This is a genomic window from Sedimentibacter sp. B4 (assembly GCF_000309315.1).
GTDB classification, from domain to species: Bacteria; Bacillota; Clostridia; order Tissierellales; family Sedimentibacteraceae; genus Sedimentibacter; species Sedimentibacter saalensis.
In genome coordinates this window covers 52,967-66,900 of record NZ_CANG01000037.1, presented here as the reverse complement: position 1 = coordinate 66,900, position 13,934 = coordinate 52,967, and the positions used below count along the sequence as shown (strand labels likewise).

16 protein-coding genes are annotated in these 13,934 nt (G+C 35.5%); all 16 read left to right on the top strand.

The window, feature by feature from the left end; genetic code table 11:
- The first annotated feature begins 2 nt into the window (after window positions 1-2).
- Complete coding sequence (locus tag BN358_RS07105; RefSeq protein ID WP_019228537.1) at window positions 3-335, top strand: cyclic-di-AMP receptor; 333 nt, start codon at window positions 3-5, stop codon at window positions 333-335.
- 15 nt (window positions 336-350) lie between these two features.
- Window positions 351-1,331 (top strand): DNA polymerase III subunit delta', encoded by a 981-nt coding sequence (gene holB / locus BN358_RS07100; protein ID WP_019228536.1) that lies wholly within the window; start codon window positions 351-353, stop codon window positions 1,329-1,331.
- Complete coding sequence (locus BN358_RS07095; protein ID WP_019228535.1) at window positions 1,328-2,209, top strand: stage 0 sporulation family protein; 882 nt, start codon at window positions 1,328-1,330, stop codon at window positions 2,207-2,209. Before holB ends, BN358_RS07095 begins: the two co-directional genes overlap by 4 nt.
- A gap of 212 nt (window positions 2,210-2,421) precedes the next feature.
- Window positions 2,422-2,592 (top strand): DUF362 domain-containing protein, encoded by a 171-nt coding sequence (locus BN358_RS07090; protein ID WP_019228534.1) that lies wholly within the window; start codon window positions 2,422-2,424, stop codon window positions 2,590-2,592.
- A gap of 150 nt (window positions 2,593-2,742) precedes the next feature.
- Window positions 2,743-4,038, top strand: a complete 1,296-nt coding sequence (locus BN358_RS07085) for a DUF512 domain-containing protein (RefSeq protein WP_019228533.1) — start codon at window positions 2,743-2,745, stop codon at window positions 4,036-4,038.
- A gap of 11 nt (window positions 4,039-4,049) precedes the next feature.
- Window positions 4,050-5,375: a ribosome biogenesis GTPase Der gene (gene der / locus BN358_RS07080; protein WP_019228532.1), complete on the top strand. Its 1,326-nt coding sequence runs from the start codon at window positions 4,050-4,052 to the stop codon at window positions 5,373-5,375.
- Between the two features lie 67 nt (window positions 5,376-5,442).
- A complete protein-coding gene (plsY, locus tag BN358_RS07075; protein WP_019228531.1) occupies window positions 5,443-6,021 on the top strand; it encodes a glycerol-3-phosphate 1-O-acyltransferase PlsY in 579 nt (192 codons plus the stop codon).
- Between the two features lie 11 nt (window positions 6,022-6,032).
- Window positions 6,033-7,031, top strand: coding sequence for an NAD(P)H-dependent glycerol-3-phosphate dehydrogenase (locus BN358_RS07070; RefSeq protein WP_019228530.1), 999 nt, complete (start codon window positions 6,033-6,035; stop codon window positions 7,029-7,031).
- Between the two features lie 180 nt (window positions 7,032-7,211).
- Window positions 7,212-8,726, top strand: coding sequence for a stage IV sporulation protein A (gene spoIVA, locus BN358_RS07065; protein WP_232233043.1), 1,515 nt, complete (start codon window positions 7,212-7,214; stop codon window positions 8,724-8,726).
- Between the two features lie 274 nt (window positions 8,727-9,000).
- Complete coding sequence (locus BN358_RS07060) at window positions 9,001-10,260, top strand: HlyD family efflux transporter periplasmic adaptor subunit (protein WP_019228528.1); 1,260 nt, start codon at window positions 9,001-9,003, stop codon at window positions 10,258-10,260.
- Window positions 10,261-10,269: 9 nt separating this feature from the next.
- Window positions 10,270-10,974 (top strand): YggS family pyridoxal phosphate-dependent enzyme, encoded by a 705-nt coding sequence (locus BN358_RS07055; RefSeq protein ID WP_019228527.1) that lies wholly within the window; start codon window positions 10,270-10,272, stop codon window positions 10,972-10,974.
- The gene (locus tag BN358_RS07050; RefSeq protein ID WP_019228526.1) at window positions 10,975-11,412 is read left to right on the top strand and encodes a cell division protein SepF; all 438 of its coding nucleotides are present in this window, start codon (window positions 10,975-10,977) and stop codon (window positions 11,410-11,412) included.
- Between the two features lie 13 nt (window positions 11,413-11,425).
- The gene (locus BN358_RS07045; protein ID WP_019228525.1) at window positions 11,426-11,686 is read left to right on the top strand and encodes a YggT family protein; all 261 of its coding nucleotides are present in this window, start codon (window positions 11,426-11,428) and stop codon (window positions 11,684-11,686) included.
- A gap of 8 nt (window positions 11,687-11,694) precedes the next feature.
- Window positions 11,695-12,480 (top strand): RNA-binding protein, encoded by a 786-nt coding sequence (locus BN358_RS07040; RefSeq protein WP_019228524.1) that lies wholly within the window; start codon window positions 11,695-11,697, stop codon window positions 12,478-12,480.
- Between the two features lie 12 nt (window positions 12,481-12,492).
- Entirely contained in the window at window positions 12,493-12,969 is a 477-nt protein-coding gene (gene lspA / locus BN358_RS07035) for a signal peptidase II (protein WP_019228523.1), read from the top strand.
- Window positions 12,962-13,918, top strand: a complete 957-nt coding sequence (locus BN358_RS07030; protein WP_019228522.1) for an RluA family pseudouridine synthase — start codon at window positions 12,962-12,964, stop codon at window positions 13,916-13,918. Before lspA ends, BN358_RS07030 begins: the two co-directional genes overlap by 8 nt.
- Window positions 13,919-13,934 lie beyond the last annotated feature (16 nt).

Genomic DNA, 13,934 nt, shown 5'->3' with positions numbered 1-13,934 from the left:
AAATGAAATTAATAACTGCCATAGTGCAAAATGATGATGCAAACAAATTGATAGCAGCTTTGAGAGAAAGTGGGTTTTCTTCTACGAAGATGTCATCCACCGGAGGATTTTTAAGTTCCGGCAACACTACAATAATTTCAGTGGTGGATGATGGTAAGGTTGATGAAGAAATCGAAATCATCAAGAAAATATGCAAAGTTAAAAAGAAAATTACGGCAGCTATACCTCCAAGTTCATTCAGTACAGTGGGAGGATATTTACCTCAGACAATAGAGGTAACTGTAGGCGGGGCTGTAGTGTTTGTAACCCCTATAGAGAGATTTGAAAAGATTTAAGAAAGAGGTGTCAAAATGCTTTACAGCCAGGTAGCAGGACAGGAAGAGATAAAGACATCATTAATTAAATCAATCGGATCAAAACAAATATCCCACTGCTATATATTTGAAGGGCCAAAAGGCATGGGTAAGTATGAGCTTGCTTTAATATTTGCCCAGTCTTTGTTTTGCAGCGATTTTCATGAAGAACCATGCAACAGCTGCCAAGACTGTATTAAAATGAATTCATTGAATCATCCTGATTTACACATAGTGAATCAGGATGAAATTACAATTAAAAGAGAAGATATTGATGAACTTGTAGAGTCGGTTTATAAGAAACCCTACGAATCAGACAAAAAAATTTACATTATCAAGGATGCCTACAAAATGACAACTCAGGCAGCCAACACATTTTTAAAAACTCTGGAAGAACCACCGGGAGATGCGGTAATGATACTTTTGACAACAAATGTCAATTTGCTTCTTCCTACAATAGTTTCAAGGTGTCAGACAATTAAATTCAGAAACATCAGCAAAAAAACAATTAAGACGTACTTGATTGACAAGTATAATTCAACAGATATCATGGCAGATTTAGCTGCAAATTATTCAGGAGGAATCCTTAATAAAGCAGTTAACATCGTCAATGGAAAAGATGACGTGCTGGAAAAAAGAAAAGAAATAATAAATCTGTTTGACAAAATAATCAAAACGGATTCAGAAATAATATATGAAGTAGAAAATTACTTTGAAGAAAATAAAGATGATATAGATACAATTATTGAAATAATTATGATGTGGATTCGTGATGTTATTTTTGCAAAAAACAACATGACTAATCTCATTATAAATAAGGATTTTGCAAACTTAGCTGTCTCACAAGGCGAAACAATGAAAGAGAGTTCAGATATAATCGAATATCTTCAGGCAGCAAGTGACAATATAAAGAGCAATGTTAACTATAAACTTGCTATAGATAATATGCTTTTAAAGATTCAGGAGGTCTTTAAATGATAAAGGTAGTTGGCGTCAGGTTCAAGAAGGCTGGTAAGATCTACTATTTTGATCCGGATAAAAAATGGATCAACGACGGTGATTTTGTAATAGTGGAAACAATCAGAGGAATTGAATTCGGACAGGTGGTTGTAGGACCTAAAATGGTGAAGGAAGAAGACATAGTTCAGCCTCTCAAAAAAGTTTTAAGACTTGCAACAGAAGAAGATATAAAATGCAATCAGGAAAACAAGGAAAAAGAGCAGCAGGCTTTTGATTTGTGCTTGAAAAAAATCGAAGAGCACCAGTTGGAAATGAAGCTTGTTGACATAGAATACACATTTGACAACAACAAAGTCATTTTTTATTTCACGGCAGATGGCCGTATTGATTTCAGGGAACTTGTAAAGGACCTGGCATCAATTTTTAGAACAAGAATTGAACTCCGGCAGATAGGGGTTAGAGATGAAGCTAAAATGATAGGAGGACTCGGACCTTGCGGAAGGCCAATGTGCTGTTCGTCATTCTTAGGGGAATTTTATCCTGTTTCAATAAAAATGGCAAAGGAACAAAAGTTATCATTGAATCCATCCAAGATATCCGGAATTTGTTCACGCCTAATGTGCTGTCTTAATTATGAGCACCAGGTTTACGAAGAGAATATCAAGCTTCTTCCTGATGTGGGAGACAGAGTTTCCATAGCAGGAACAAAGAAAACAGGAATTGTCCTTGATATTAATCCATTGTTCAAGACAGCGAGAGTAAATGTTACAAAGACAGACGGTACCGTTGAAATAGAAGAAATAAGCGGAGAAGACCTCAAGGTAGTTGAAGAAGGTGTCTTAAAACAAAAACACGAAGATATTAACCTGGCAGAGTTAAGAGAATTAGAAGATTAATTATTATGAAAAACTCCTTATTTCCATAAGGAGTTTTTTTACTCAATTTATTACTGTTCGTCCAGCTTTTTTTACTTTATTTAAAAATTATCAATTTATTACATAAAAATAAGGACTAAATAAAATATTTATGCTATTTGATAAAAAAGTACTTTAAAATGTGGACAAATAATGTTAAAATGTTGAATGACAATAATAGGGAGGTGAGTTTAATGGCTTACAAAATTACAGATGCATGCATAAGCTGCGGCGCATGCGAGGCAGAATGCCCAGTTGGCGCTATTTCTGCAGGTGATGACAAATATGTTATAGATGCTGCTACTTGTATTGATTGCGGAGCATGCGCTAGCGTATGTCCAGTAGAAGCTCCTCAACAGGATTAATAAAATAACACTAAGACATAGACAAACAGGACGGTTCTTTAGAACCGTCCTGTTTGTGCAATAAATTCAAAATGGTATGATAAAATTACATTGCAGTGGACGAAACAGTTATGTTATAATGTGCGTGAAGTATAGATAAAGGACAACGAAATGAAAAATATAATTGTAAAGGTATTGAAAAACAGCATAGCTGAAGAAATGGAACTTGAGCCGGGCGATGAGCTTGTGTCTGTTAACAATTGCAGTGTAAAAGATTACATAGATTATAAATATCAAATTTCTGATGACGAGATAGTGCTTGAAGTAAAGAAAAAGGACGGAGAAATCTGGGAATTGGAAATTGAAAAGGACTATGACGAAGACATCGGCATAGTGTTTGAAAACCCCCTCATGGACAACATAAAGGTATGTTCAAACAAGTGCATATTCTGTTTTATTGACCAGATGCCTAAGGGAATGAGAAAATCTCTTTACTTGAAAGATGATGATACGAGACTGTCGTTTCTTTATGGCAACTTTATAACGCTTACAAATCTTACTGATGATGAAATTAATAGAATTGTAAAGTACAAAATAAGTCCTATTAAAGTTTCTGTACACACAACGGATTCTGAACTGAGAAAATTCATGATGGGAAACAACAAGGACATTGACATACTTGTTTATCTTAAAAAATTAATCGATGCAGGCATTACCGTTGACTGCCAGATAGTGCTGGTAAGAGATGTGAATGATGAAACACAGCTTGAAAAAACAATAAGAGATTTATCTTCTCTTCATCCTGGCTTAAGAAGTGTAGCGGTTGTTCCTGTGGGACTTACAAATTACAGGGAAAAACTTGCAGATTTGAAACCTTTTGATGAAGAAAGCGCAATGAAAGTTGTAGAGCAGGTTACAAAGCTTCAACATGAACTTTATAAAAAGCTTAAAACACGCTTCATATTCATTGCCGATGAATTTTACATTCAAAGCAAGATTGATTTTCCATCTTACGATGAGTATGAGGAATTTGATCAGCTTGAAAATGGAATAGGAATGTGCAGGCTTTTTAAACAGCAGATTATAGACAATTTGGATGATTATGAAAATCATAAGCCAAAATATGATGAAATAACATTTGTGACCGGAGCTGCTGCTTATGATTTGATGGTTGAACTTTCAGAAAAAATAATGAGTAAAATTCCGGTTAAAATAAACACTGTAAAAGTAATCAACAAATTTTTTGGAGAAAAAATCACGGTTTCCGGACTGACTACCGGACAAGACATAATAGAGCAGCTTAAGGACAAAAAATACAAAAACATCATATTGCCTGTAAATATGATAAATGACAACAATGTAATGCTTGATGACATGACGGTGGAAGATTTAAAGAGAGAATTAAATACGGAAGTTCAGGTATGTGACGTGGATGGTGAAGCGTTACTTAATCTGATAACAAAATAACGGAGGAAAAAATGGCAAGACCAATAGTAACAATAGTGGGCAGACCTAATGTAGGAAAGTCTACGCTTTTCAATAGAATGGCCGGCAAAAGAATATCAATTACAGAAGATACACCGGGAGTGACAAGGGACAGAATTTATGCTGAATGCGAATGGCTGGACAATCACTTCACTTTAATAGACACAGGCGGTATCGAGCCAAACACAACAGACACAATTTTTGCACAGATGAGACTTCAGGCTGAAATAGCCATAGACATGGCTGATGTGGTGCTGTTTATGGTTGACGGAAAAGAAGGCGTCACTGCTGCGGATGCGGAAGTTGCGCAGATGCTCAGAAAGGCAAAAAAAGAAATCATACTGGTTGTTAACAAAATGGATAAGTTTGTAAACAACAACAACATCTATGAATTTTATAATCTTGGGCTTGGAGAGCCTGTAAGCATATCTTCTTCTGAAGCATTGGGCATCGGTGATCTTCTTGACATCATAATTGAAAAGTTTGATGACACAATGGACACAGATGATGATGATGACAGCATTAAAATTGCTGTAATCGGTAAACCTAATGCAGGCAAGTCATCCATAATCAACAGAATCATAGGTGAAGACAGAGTAATAGTAAGCGACATTCCCGGAACAACTAGGGATGCCATAGACACAAAGTTTGAAAGAAACGAACAAAAATATACAATCATAGATACAGCAGGAATAAGAAAAAAAAGCAAAGTGAGCGAGACTGTGGAAAAATACAGTGTCTTAAGAGCATTTGCAGCTGTTGAAAGAGCAGACATTTGCATTCTTGTAATAGATGCAGACAAGGGAGTTACAGACCAGGACATAAGAATTGCAGGCTATTCTCACGACAACAACAAGGGAATGATAATTGTTGTGAACAAATGGGATTTAATTGAGAAGGACAACAGCACTTTCAATGAATTCCAGGATGAAATAAGAAAAAGTCTTGCATATGCAACATATGCACCCATAATGACAGTTTCAGCCCTCACCGGTCAGAGAGTCAACAAAATTTTAGATGCGGTGGATGAAGTTTTCAGCTTCAGAAACTTAAGAGTTTCAACAGGCGTCTTAAATGACATCATAACAGAAGCAGTACTCATGAATCAGCCTAGAATGGTTAGAGGAAAAAGACTTAAAATATTCTACGGAACACAGGTTGCAGTTAATCCACCAAAGTTTTTGATATTTGTTAATGACAGCGAGATAGTGCATTTCTCATATCAAAGATATATTGAAAACAAAATAAGAGACTCTTTTGAATACAAAGGAACTCCAATAGTAATTGAATTCAGAAGCAGAGGCGAAAAAGGCAACTAATATTAATAAAATTTAGCAGCAAAAGTTCATCTTTTGCTGCAGAATTTTATATAGCGAGAGGTGTTTTATGAATTACTTTTTTATAGCAATCATAGCTTATTTATTGGGAAACATTTCATTTGCTTACATTCTTGGTAAGATTTTTACAAAAAAGGACGTTCGTGACTATGGAAGCGGCAATGCAGGAGCCACAAATGCAATAAGAGCTTTCGGTAAGAAAATCGGCGCAATGGTTTTTATTGGGGACGTTTTAAAAGGTGTAATAGCAGTATTGATTGGGAGAAGCATAGGCGAAACAGGAGTATACCTGGCAGGTGCAATGGTAATAATAGGGCACAACTGGCCGGTATTTTTGAATTTCAAGGGAGGAAAAGGAGTTGCCACAACAATAGGCGTAATGATAATAGCCAGTCCTTTTGTAACTCTCATATGTTTTGTTTTGGGGCTTGTGGTTATAATAGCTACAAGGACTGTGTCACTTGGATCTATAATTGGAATGGCAATGGCGCCTCTGGCAGCGGGTATTTTTGTAAGACCGTTTAATGTGTCATTGTTCATTTTTTGCTTGTTTATAGGAACCATGGCTATTTACAGACATAAGGAAAACATTAAAAGAATTTTAAATGGCAAAGAAAACAAATTGTAGGAGATGATGACTTGAAGAAAAGAATAACTCTGCTTGGGGGAGGAAGCTGGGGAACAGCCCTTGCCAAACTTCTTTCTGAAAACGGACACACGGTTACTGTATGGCTTCGTGATGAAGATCAATGCAGGGAATTAACAACAGAAAGAGAAAACAAGAAATATCTTCCGGGTGTTATAATTCCGGACAACATAGTGTTTACATCCCAAATAAACGAATCATTAAAAGACGCTGAATATATTTTAATTGTTACACCAACACAGAAAATAAGAAGCGTTCTTAAACAATTTAACAGTGAATACAAAAAAAATAAAATTATAATAAATGCTTCAAAAGGAATAGAAATAGGAACAATGTGCCTTGTTTCAGACATAGTGAGGGAAGAAACGGAAGACTGCATTTTTGCAGATCTTACAGGTCCATCCATAGCAAAGGAAGTTGTGGCTAAAATGCCTACAGCCATTACGGTTGCCTGTGAAGATAAAAAAGTCGCATCTGAAATTCAGGATATGTTCATGTCATCTTATTTCAGGGTTTATACAAATGATGATGTGGTAGGGGCAGAACTTGGAGGAGCGCTTAAAAATATCATTGCATTGGGAGCTGGAATTTCTGACGGCATAGGGTACGGAGACAATGCAAAAGCTGCTCTCATGAACAGGGGAATTGTGGAGATAGCCAGACTTGGAATTGCAATGGGAGCTGATGTTGAAACATTCTTTGGATTGTCCGGAATAGGCGATTTGATGGTAACGTGCATGAGCAAGTTTTCAAGAAACTGGAATGCAGGATACCTAATCGGACAGGGATATTCAAAAGAAGAAGCTGCAAAAAAGGTAGGTATGGTGGTTGAAGGAATTTCAACAACTTATGCTGCATATGAACTTTCAAAAAAACTCAATGTAGAAATGCCCATTGTAAATGCAATGTATGACTTGCTCCAAAACAATGCAGACGTCAAGGAAACGGTCAACAAGCTAATGCTCAGAGACAAAAAAGAAGAAAAACTTTAAAAAGAAATTAAGAATGAAAAATGGAAAATTAAAAATTAATGTTAGGATTTGCCCACAAGGCAAATCCTTTATTTTAATTCTTAATTCTTAACTCTTAATTCTTAACTCTTAATTCTTAATTTTATAAAATAATTTGTACATTTTTTGGAATAAACAGTTTATGGGGGGCATATAAATTAATTGTATACGAAAGTGCATAACGGAGGAGGGATTATTATTACGAATTTAGATATATATGAGGATATAGCTAAAAGAACCAAGGGCGAAATATATTTGGGAATAGTGGGACCGGTAAGAACCGGAAAGTCTACATTTATCAGAAAATTTTCTGAGAATGTAATGCTACCGAATATAGAAGATGAATATATCAGAGAAAGAGCAAAGGATGAAATGCCTCAAAGCGGTACAGGCAAGACTGTTACAACAACAGAACCGAAATTTGTTCCTGGAAATGCTGTAAAAGTTACTTTCAAGGACAACATTCATGCAAGTTTAAGACTCATAGACTGCGTAGGATATATGATTCCCGGTGCAATAGGAAACATGGAAGGCGAAGTTCCAAGATTGGTAAGCACTCCTTGGAACGAGGACCCGATTCCTTTTGCTGAAGCGGCAGAAATTGGAACTAGAAAAGTAATAAAGGATCACTCAACAATAGGTGTATTGGTAACAACAGATGGAAGCATTACCGACATTTCAAGAGACAACTACATCATGGCAGAAGAAAGAGTTGTGAAGGAGCTTAAAGAAATAAACAAACCATTTGTAATTATTTTAAATTCTATGCATCCTTTGAATGAAAACACTCAGGCTCTTTCTGTCCAGCTCAAGGAAAAATATGATGCTCCTGTAATGGTTTTAGACTGCATGAACCTTAAAACCGAAGATATTGACAATGTACTTGAAAATGTATTGTATGAATTCCCAATTAAAGAAATCAATGTTGATCTTCCAAGATGGTTTGATGGACTTACATATGATTATTCTTTAAAACGAGATTTAATCAATACACTGAAGGAAGATTTCAGCGACTACTACAAATTGAGCGACTTTAATGCAGACAACATTTTTTCTGCAGAAAATGACTATGTTGAAGACTATTTTGTAAAAGACATAGAGCTTGGAACAGGATGCATAAACTTGAAAATCGATCTTGACAATTCATATTACTACAAAGTTATAAGTGAACTGTCCGGTGAAGAAATTACTGGAGAGCATCAAATTTTGAAGCTCATAGGCGATTTATCAAAATCAAAAGATTCCTACAGCAGGGTTGAAGCTGCAATTAATGACGCTAAAACAAAGGGTTATGGATATGTGTCTCCGGGTATTGCAGACATGATAATCGACAAGCCGGAAGTTTTCAAGGAAGGCAGCAGGTATGGAATTAAAATCAAGGCTCAGGCACCTTCGCTTCATATTTTCAATGCGGGCATAAATACTGAGGTTTCGCCTGTCATAGGAAGCAAAGCACAAAGTGAAGATCTTATGAATCATCTGATGGAACAAATGAAAGACAATCCACAGTGCATATGGGATGCTGAAATATTCGGGAAGACACTATACAGCCTTGTGGATGAGCAGCTTGAATCAAAACTTACTGCAATGCCTGAGAATGCAAGGAAGAAACTTAAAAAGACAATTGAAAAGATTGTCAATGACGGTTCCGGAAGTATAATATTTTTAATAATTTAAATGGGGGAGACCCCATTTTTTTGATTTTTAATTTTTGTAGCAAAATATATAAAAATGTCATATATATTGAAATTTGTCAATAAATATTGTAATATTAATTGTCAAACATGCATATATAACTTGCAAAAACAATGAAATTCGTGCTATAATGTATTTATGGCATATAAAGGCTTTTTTATGAATTGCAGCACATAAATGCAGCAACAATTAAAATCAGTAATTAAAAGTCAGGCTGATTGTTATGATCAGTACATAAAAAATTTGGGGCTTGAAAATGGCAAGAAAAAACTTTGGGTTGAAAAATTTCTTCTTTTCTTTCGCAACAGTTTGCCTGGTTATATATATATTTAAAAATATTAACGGTTCAGTTGACATAATGGTTGCGGAAGACGGCAATCTGGAAGACGTAATCGAATCTTCCGGAATAGTGGTAAAAGATGAAGAAGTGTATGCTGCCTCACTTGATGGCAGTGTCACATATTATTTTGATGACGGAACAAAAATAAAAGAAGGGCAGCTTGTGGCAGATCTTAACACGGACACAAACTCTGCCCAGATAAATAAGCAAATCGAAGAAGTACAAACTGCCATTGATTTGAAAAAAAGCAAAGATAACACTGATTCATCTGAAAAAGCATTGTCAAATGAAGCTCTTTCTTCATATGAAACAGAAATTCAAGCAAGTATCTTAAACAATGATCTGGATGCAATGTATAATATTGTTGGACAAGTAGATAATAACAGCATAGAAACTTATTCCGGCGGAGAATATGAACAATATGATGTAAAGCAGCTTGAAGACATGAAAAAAAACCTTATGGGCAGCGTATCCACTAACAAGGTTCCTTACTATTCCGGCATGGCCGGAATAATCACATATAAAATAGACGGTTTGGAAGACGTGTATAAATTTCAGGATGTTTTAAACATCACTCCAAGCGGTACAAAAGAACAAGATTATACTATTTCCGACAAAAGCCAGAGTGAAACTGTTGCAATGGATGAGAAAATTTATAAAATAATTAGAAATTTTGAGTACTACATAGCAGTAACCGTTGATAACGAAAAAGCAAAGATGTTTGAAGAAAACAAGTACGTTAAGATAAGGGTTCTATCAGATGGTTCTGACCATGAAGTATGGGGTTATATTAAAAAAATTAATTACGGAAGCGAAAGTTCAGTGCTTATTTTGTATTTTGACGATTATTTTTATAAAATATATGATAAACGGTATGTAAATCTGCAAATTATAACCGATATACATGATGGACTTAAAATTAGTTCAGCTGCCCTGACAAAGAAGGATGGCCTGGACGGAGTTTACGTGGAAGATGCCAGCAACATAATTAAATTTTTCCCGGTTGAAATACTTGGAAAAAACGGTGACGTCACAATAGTTTCCAGCGGAGAATATTCAGGGGAAAATGAGAGAAGAATAATAAACATAAATGATAAAAGTTACTCCACAATTAAGACTTTCGACAAGGTGATACTTGAACCTGACAAGGTTTATGAAGGTCAGATTGCAGAATAGGAGGATAAAGTGAGCATAAAGGAAAATATTGACGAAATAATAAAAAGAAAAAATGAAGCAGCCTTAAGATGCGGGAGAAATCCTGAAGACATAACAATAATAGCGGTGTCTAAGACTGTGGATGGTTCAAGAGCAAGAGAAGCTGTTATGGGGGGGCTTGAAAACCTCGGGGAAAACAGAGTTCAGGAAATCATGAACAAGTATGATGAACTTCAGGACCTTCAAGTGAAATGGCACATGATAGGACATCTGCAAAAAAACAAAGTTAAATACATAATAGACAAAGTAGAGTTCATTCATTCAGTAGAGAGTATTGAACTGGCTGCTGAAATCAACAAAAGGGCTTCCCAGCACAACATAATTTCAAACATACTTATTGAGCTTAACATAGGTGAAGAAGAAAGCAAGTTTGGAATAAACGAAATCTCAGTTTACGAATTTGTCAGCTCCATGGAGCAATTTGAAAATATAAAGGTTATGGGACTCATGACGGTGGCACCTTACTGCGAGAATCCCGAAGATGTAAGGTGGGTTTTCAAGAAGATGAAGGAAATATTTGATAAAATTTCTTCTATGAACCTCAAGAACACCCAAATGAAGTATCTTTCCATGGGCATGACAAATGATTTTGAAATAGCAATAGAAGAAGGATCAAATATAGTCAGAATTGGTACGGCTGTATTTGGCAAACGAATATACAAGGAGGATAAGTAAATGGGAGTAATGGACAAAGTAAAGGATTTTATCGGCATCAATGATTTGGAAGATGATTATGAAGAGGAGGAAATTGTTGCTGAAGGTAAATTCGAGAGCAGCAAAAATGACAGGATGGAAACTTATACAAAGAAAAACAATGTAATTAAGGTTCATTCTAACACTGACATGAAAGTCTTCATTTGTGAGCCTCAAAAGTACGAAGATTGCACTAAGGCTGTTGACGAACTGAAAAACAGAAAAGTTGTAGTCTTGAACATCGAAGGAATGGAACTGGAAAATCAGAAACAAGTATTCGAATTCATCAAAGGTGCTGTATATGCACTTGAAGCAAGTATTCAAAAAATATCAAACGGCATTTTCGTTATAGCTCCTAACAATGTTCAAATTGACGGAAGACTTAGCGACAGATTTGAAAGGAATTTTAATTACAAATAATTAAGGAGCGCTTATGTACACTATTAAATTGGCTCTTGGCATACTATTGAGAATTATAGATTCTTTAATACTAGTCAGAGTACTGCTTTCATTTTTCCCAACCCTACAATACTCAAAGGTTTCCAACTTTATCTATCAAATGACCGAGCCCATAATGGCTCCTTGCAGAGCAATTTTAGATAAACTTGGATTAGGCATGGGAATGATTGATTTTTCTCCTATACTGGCATTTTTATTAATAAATTTGTTACAGAATTTGGTTTATGCCTTATAAGGTGCGAGATGAAAGATTTTGAAAAATATTATGATTTTATAAAAGATGATGAAACAAAAAACACTGTGAAAAAAATAGCTGACAAAGCTTTGCAGTTGAGCAAAAATTATATTACTTGTGTTACAGAATTTACAAATCCTTATGTTGCAGAGCTTTGCAGTCCGATTATAAGAAATTTTGACGTTAAATTTGAACTTTTCCCCTCATCTGAACACTGTGAGAGGAAAGTTTTCATTTTATACCCTGATTATATTGAGGAAATAAATGAGGATGATTACATAACAACAATTCGCATCAGGAACAAGTCTAAGTTCAAGAAATTAAACCACAAAGATTATCTGGGTTCCATAATGTCACTGGGAATAGACAGAAACAAAACAGGTGATATTTTTGTTTATGAGGATTTTGCTGATGTTGTTGTTAATAGTGACATTGCCGACTACATTATTTATAACATGGATATGATAGGGCACAATAAAATTGAAACAGAAAAAATAAAACTTGAAAACACGTTGTTTAAAGAACAGGAACATGTGATTTTAAACATCACAAGCTCATCCATGCGCCTTGACAGCATTGTGAAGCACCTTGCCAATAAATCCAGGGAAGAGGCAGCAAGCATGGTAAGAGGAGGAGCAGTAAAGATCAACTTTAGAGAAGAAGACAAAATCTCTCAGGAAGTAAAAGACGGTGATATGATTTCCATAAGCAAGTTTGGCCGCTTTAAAATTTCCAAACTGTCCGGTGTCACCAAAAGCGGCAAATATAAAATAGAAGTTAAGCATTATGTTTAAGAAGAGGTACATATGAATATTTTATCAGGAATTATATTTTTGTTTTCCATAGTTTCAGATCAGCTTGCAAAGCTTTGGGCTGTAAATCAACTTAAAGACGGAGAATCCATCAAATTAATAGGAAATTTTCTAAGATTTACATACGCGGAAAACAAAGGAGCAGCTTTCAGCATACTGCAAAACCAGCTGTGGTTTTTTATAATAGCAACTGTTGTGATGCTGATTATTTTAGGTTACATGTTTTTTATGGCAAAGAATTTGACACCTGTGTCAAGGCTTTCAATTTCCATGATTGCCGGAGGAGCAATAGGAAATTTCATCGACAGGCTGAGGCTTGGATACGTGGTTGATTTTATAGATGTGAGATTCGGAAGTTTTTACAATTTTCCAATATTCAACATTGCTGACAGCTTTGTTGTGTGCGGAACTATTTTAATGATTATATTGATTCTTTTTAACAAATTTGAAAAGAGTGATATTAATGGATGACAGCAAATTTTTCATTGATGATTTTGATGAATTGTCCGAAGAAGATGAAAATGAAACAGTGATTGTGGCAAATAAAAATGGTGAAAGAATAGATGTATATATTTCTATGTCACTTGAAGACATGTCAAGAAATTCAGTGCAGAAGCTAATTGCTGATGGCAGGGTAACAGTTAACGAAAAACTTATTAAGTCAAATTACAAGATTAAAATAAATGATGTTATTAAAATAATAATACCGGAACCTGAACTTCTTGACGTGAAGGCAGAAAACATCGACATCCACATAGTTTATGAAGACAACGACCTTGCAGTAATAAACAAGCCGCAAGGAATGGTTGTTCATCCTGCTGCAGGGCACTATGGAGGAACATTGGTCAACGGTCTCATGTATCATCTGAAAGATCTTTCTTCCATAAATGGAGTCATGCGCCCGGGCATAGTGCACCGCCTTGACAAGAACACTTCAGGCCTCATGCTTGTGGCGAAGAATGACAAGTCCCACAATTTTCTTGCTGCTTGTTTAAAAGAACATTCAATCAACAGAATTTATTATGCGTTGGTTGAAGGAAATGTCAAGGATGATGTTGGGAAAGTTGATGCTCCTCTTGGAAGAAGCGAGAAGGACAGAAAAAAAAGAGCGGTCACAACGAAAAACAGCAAAAATGCTGTGACAAACTACCAGGTTGTGAAAAGATACGGCAAGTACACCCTTTTAAAACTGAAACTTGAAACCGGAAGAACTCATCAAATAAGGGTGCACATGAAGTACATTGGCCATGCAGTAGTAGGGGACGATGTATACGGAAGCAAATTAAATAAGTTCGGTTTAGAAGGCCAGCTTCTGCATTCAAAGACAGTGGGCTTCATACATCCCACAACTGGAGAATACATGGAGTTTGATTCAGAACTTCCTGAATATTTCCAAAGAGTTTTAAAAATAATAGAATAGTATCAGAGAGGAAAAT

Excerpts from the sequence above, each read along its gene's own strand:
- BN358_RS07095 (WP_019228535.1), top strand. The coding sequence starts at position 1,328 with ATGATAAAGGTAGTTGGCGTCAGGTTCAAGAAGGCTGGTAAGATCTAC.
- BN358_RS07060 (WP_019228528.1), top strand. The coding sequence starts at position 9,001 with ATGGCAAGAAAAAACTTTGGGTTGAAAAATTTCTTCTTTTCTTTCGCA.
- der (WP_019228532.1), top strand. The coding sequence starts at position 4,050 with ATGGCAAGACCAATAGTAACAATAGTGGGCAGACCTAATGTAGGAAAG.
- BN358_RS07030 (WP_019228522.1), top strand. The coding sequence starts at position 12,962 with ATGGATGACAGCAAATTTTTCATTGATGATTTTGATGAATTGTCCGAA.
- lspA (WP_019228523.1), top strand. The coding sequence starts at position 12,493 with ATGAATATTTTATCAGGAATTATATTTTTGTTTTCCATAGTTTCAGAT.
- BN358_RS07040 (WP_019228524.1), top strand. The coding sequence starts at position 11,695 with ATGAAAGATTTTGAAAAATATTATGATTTTATAAAAGATGATGAAACA.
- plsY (WP_019228531.1), top strand. The coding sequence starts at position 5,443 with ATGAATTACTTTTTTATAGCAATCATAGCTTATTTATTGGGAAACATT.
- BN358_RS07085 (WP_019228533.1), top strand. The coding sequence starts at position 2,743 with ATGAAAAATATAATTGTAAAGGTATTGAAAAACAGCATAGCTGAAGAA.
- BN358_RS07105 (WP_019228537.1), top strand. The coding sequence starts at position 3 with ATGAAATTAATAACTGCCATAGTGCAAAATGATGATGCAAACAAATTG.
- BN358_RS07090 (WP_019228534.1), top strand. The coding sequence starts at position 2,422 with ATGGCTTACAAAATTACAGATGCATGCATAAGCTGCGGCGCATGCGAG.
- BN358_RS07045 (WP_019228525.1), top strand. The coding sequence starts at position 11,426 with ATGTACACTATTAAATTGGCTCTTGGCATACTATTGAGAATTATAGAT.
- holB (WP_019228536.1), top strand. The coding sequence starts at position 351 with ATGCTTTACAGCCAGGTAGCAGGACAGGAAGAGATAAAGACATCATTA.
- BN358_RS07050 (WP_019228526.1), top strand. The coding sequence starts at position 10,975 with ATGGGAGTAATGGACAAAGTAAAGGATTTTATCGGCATCAATGATTTG.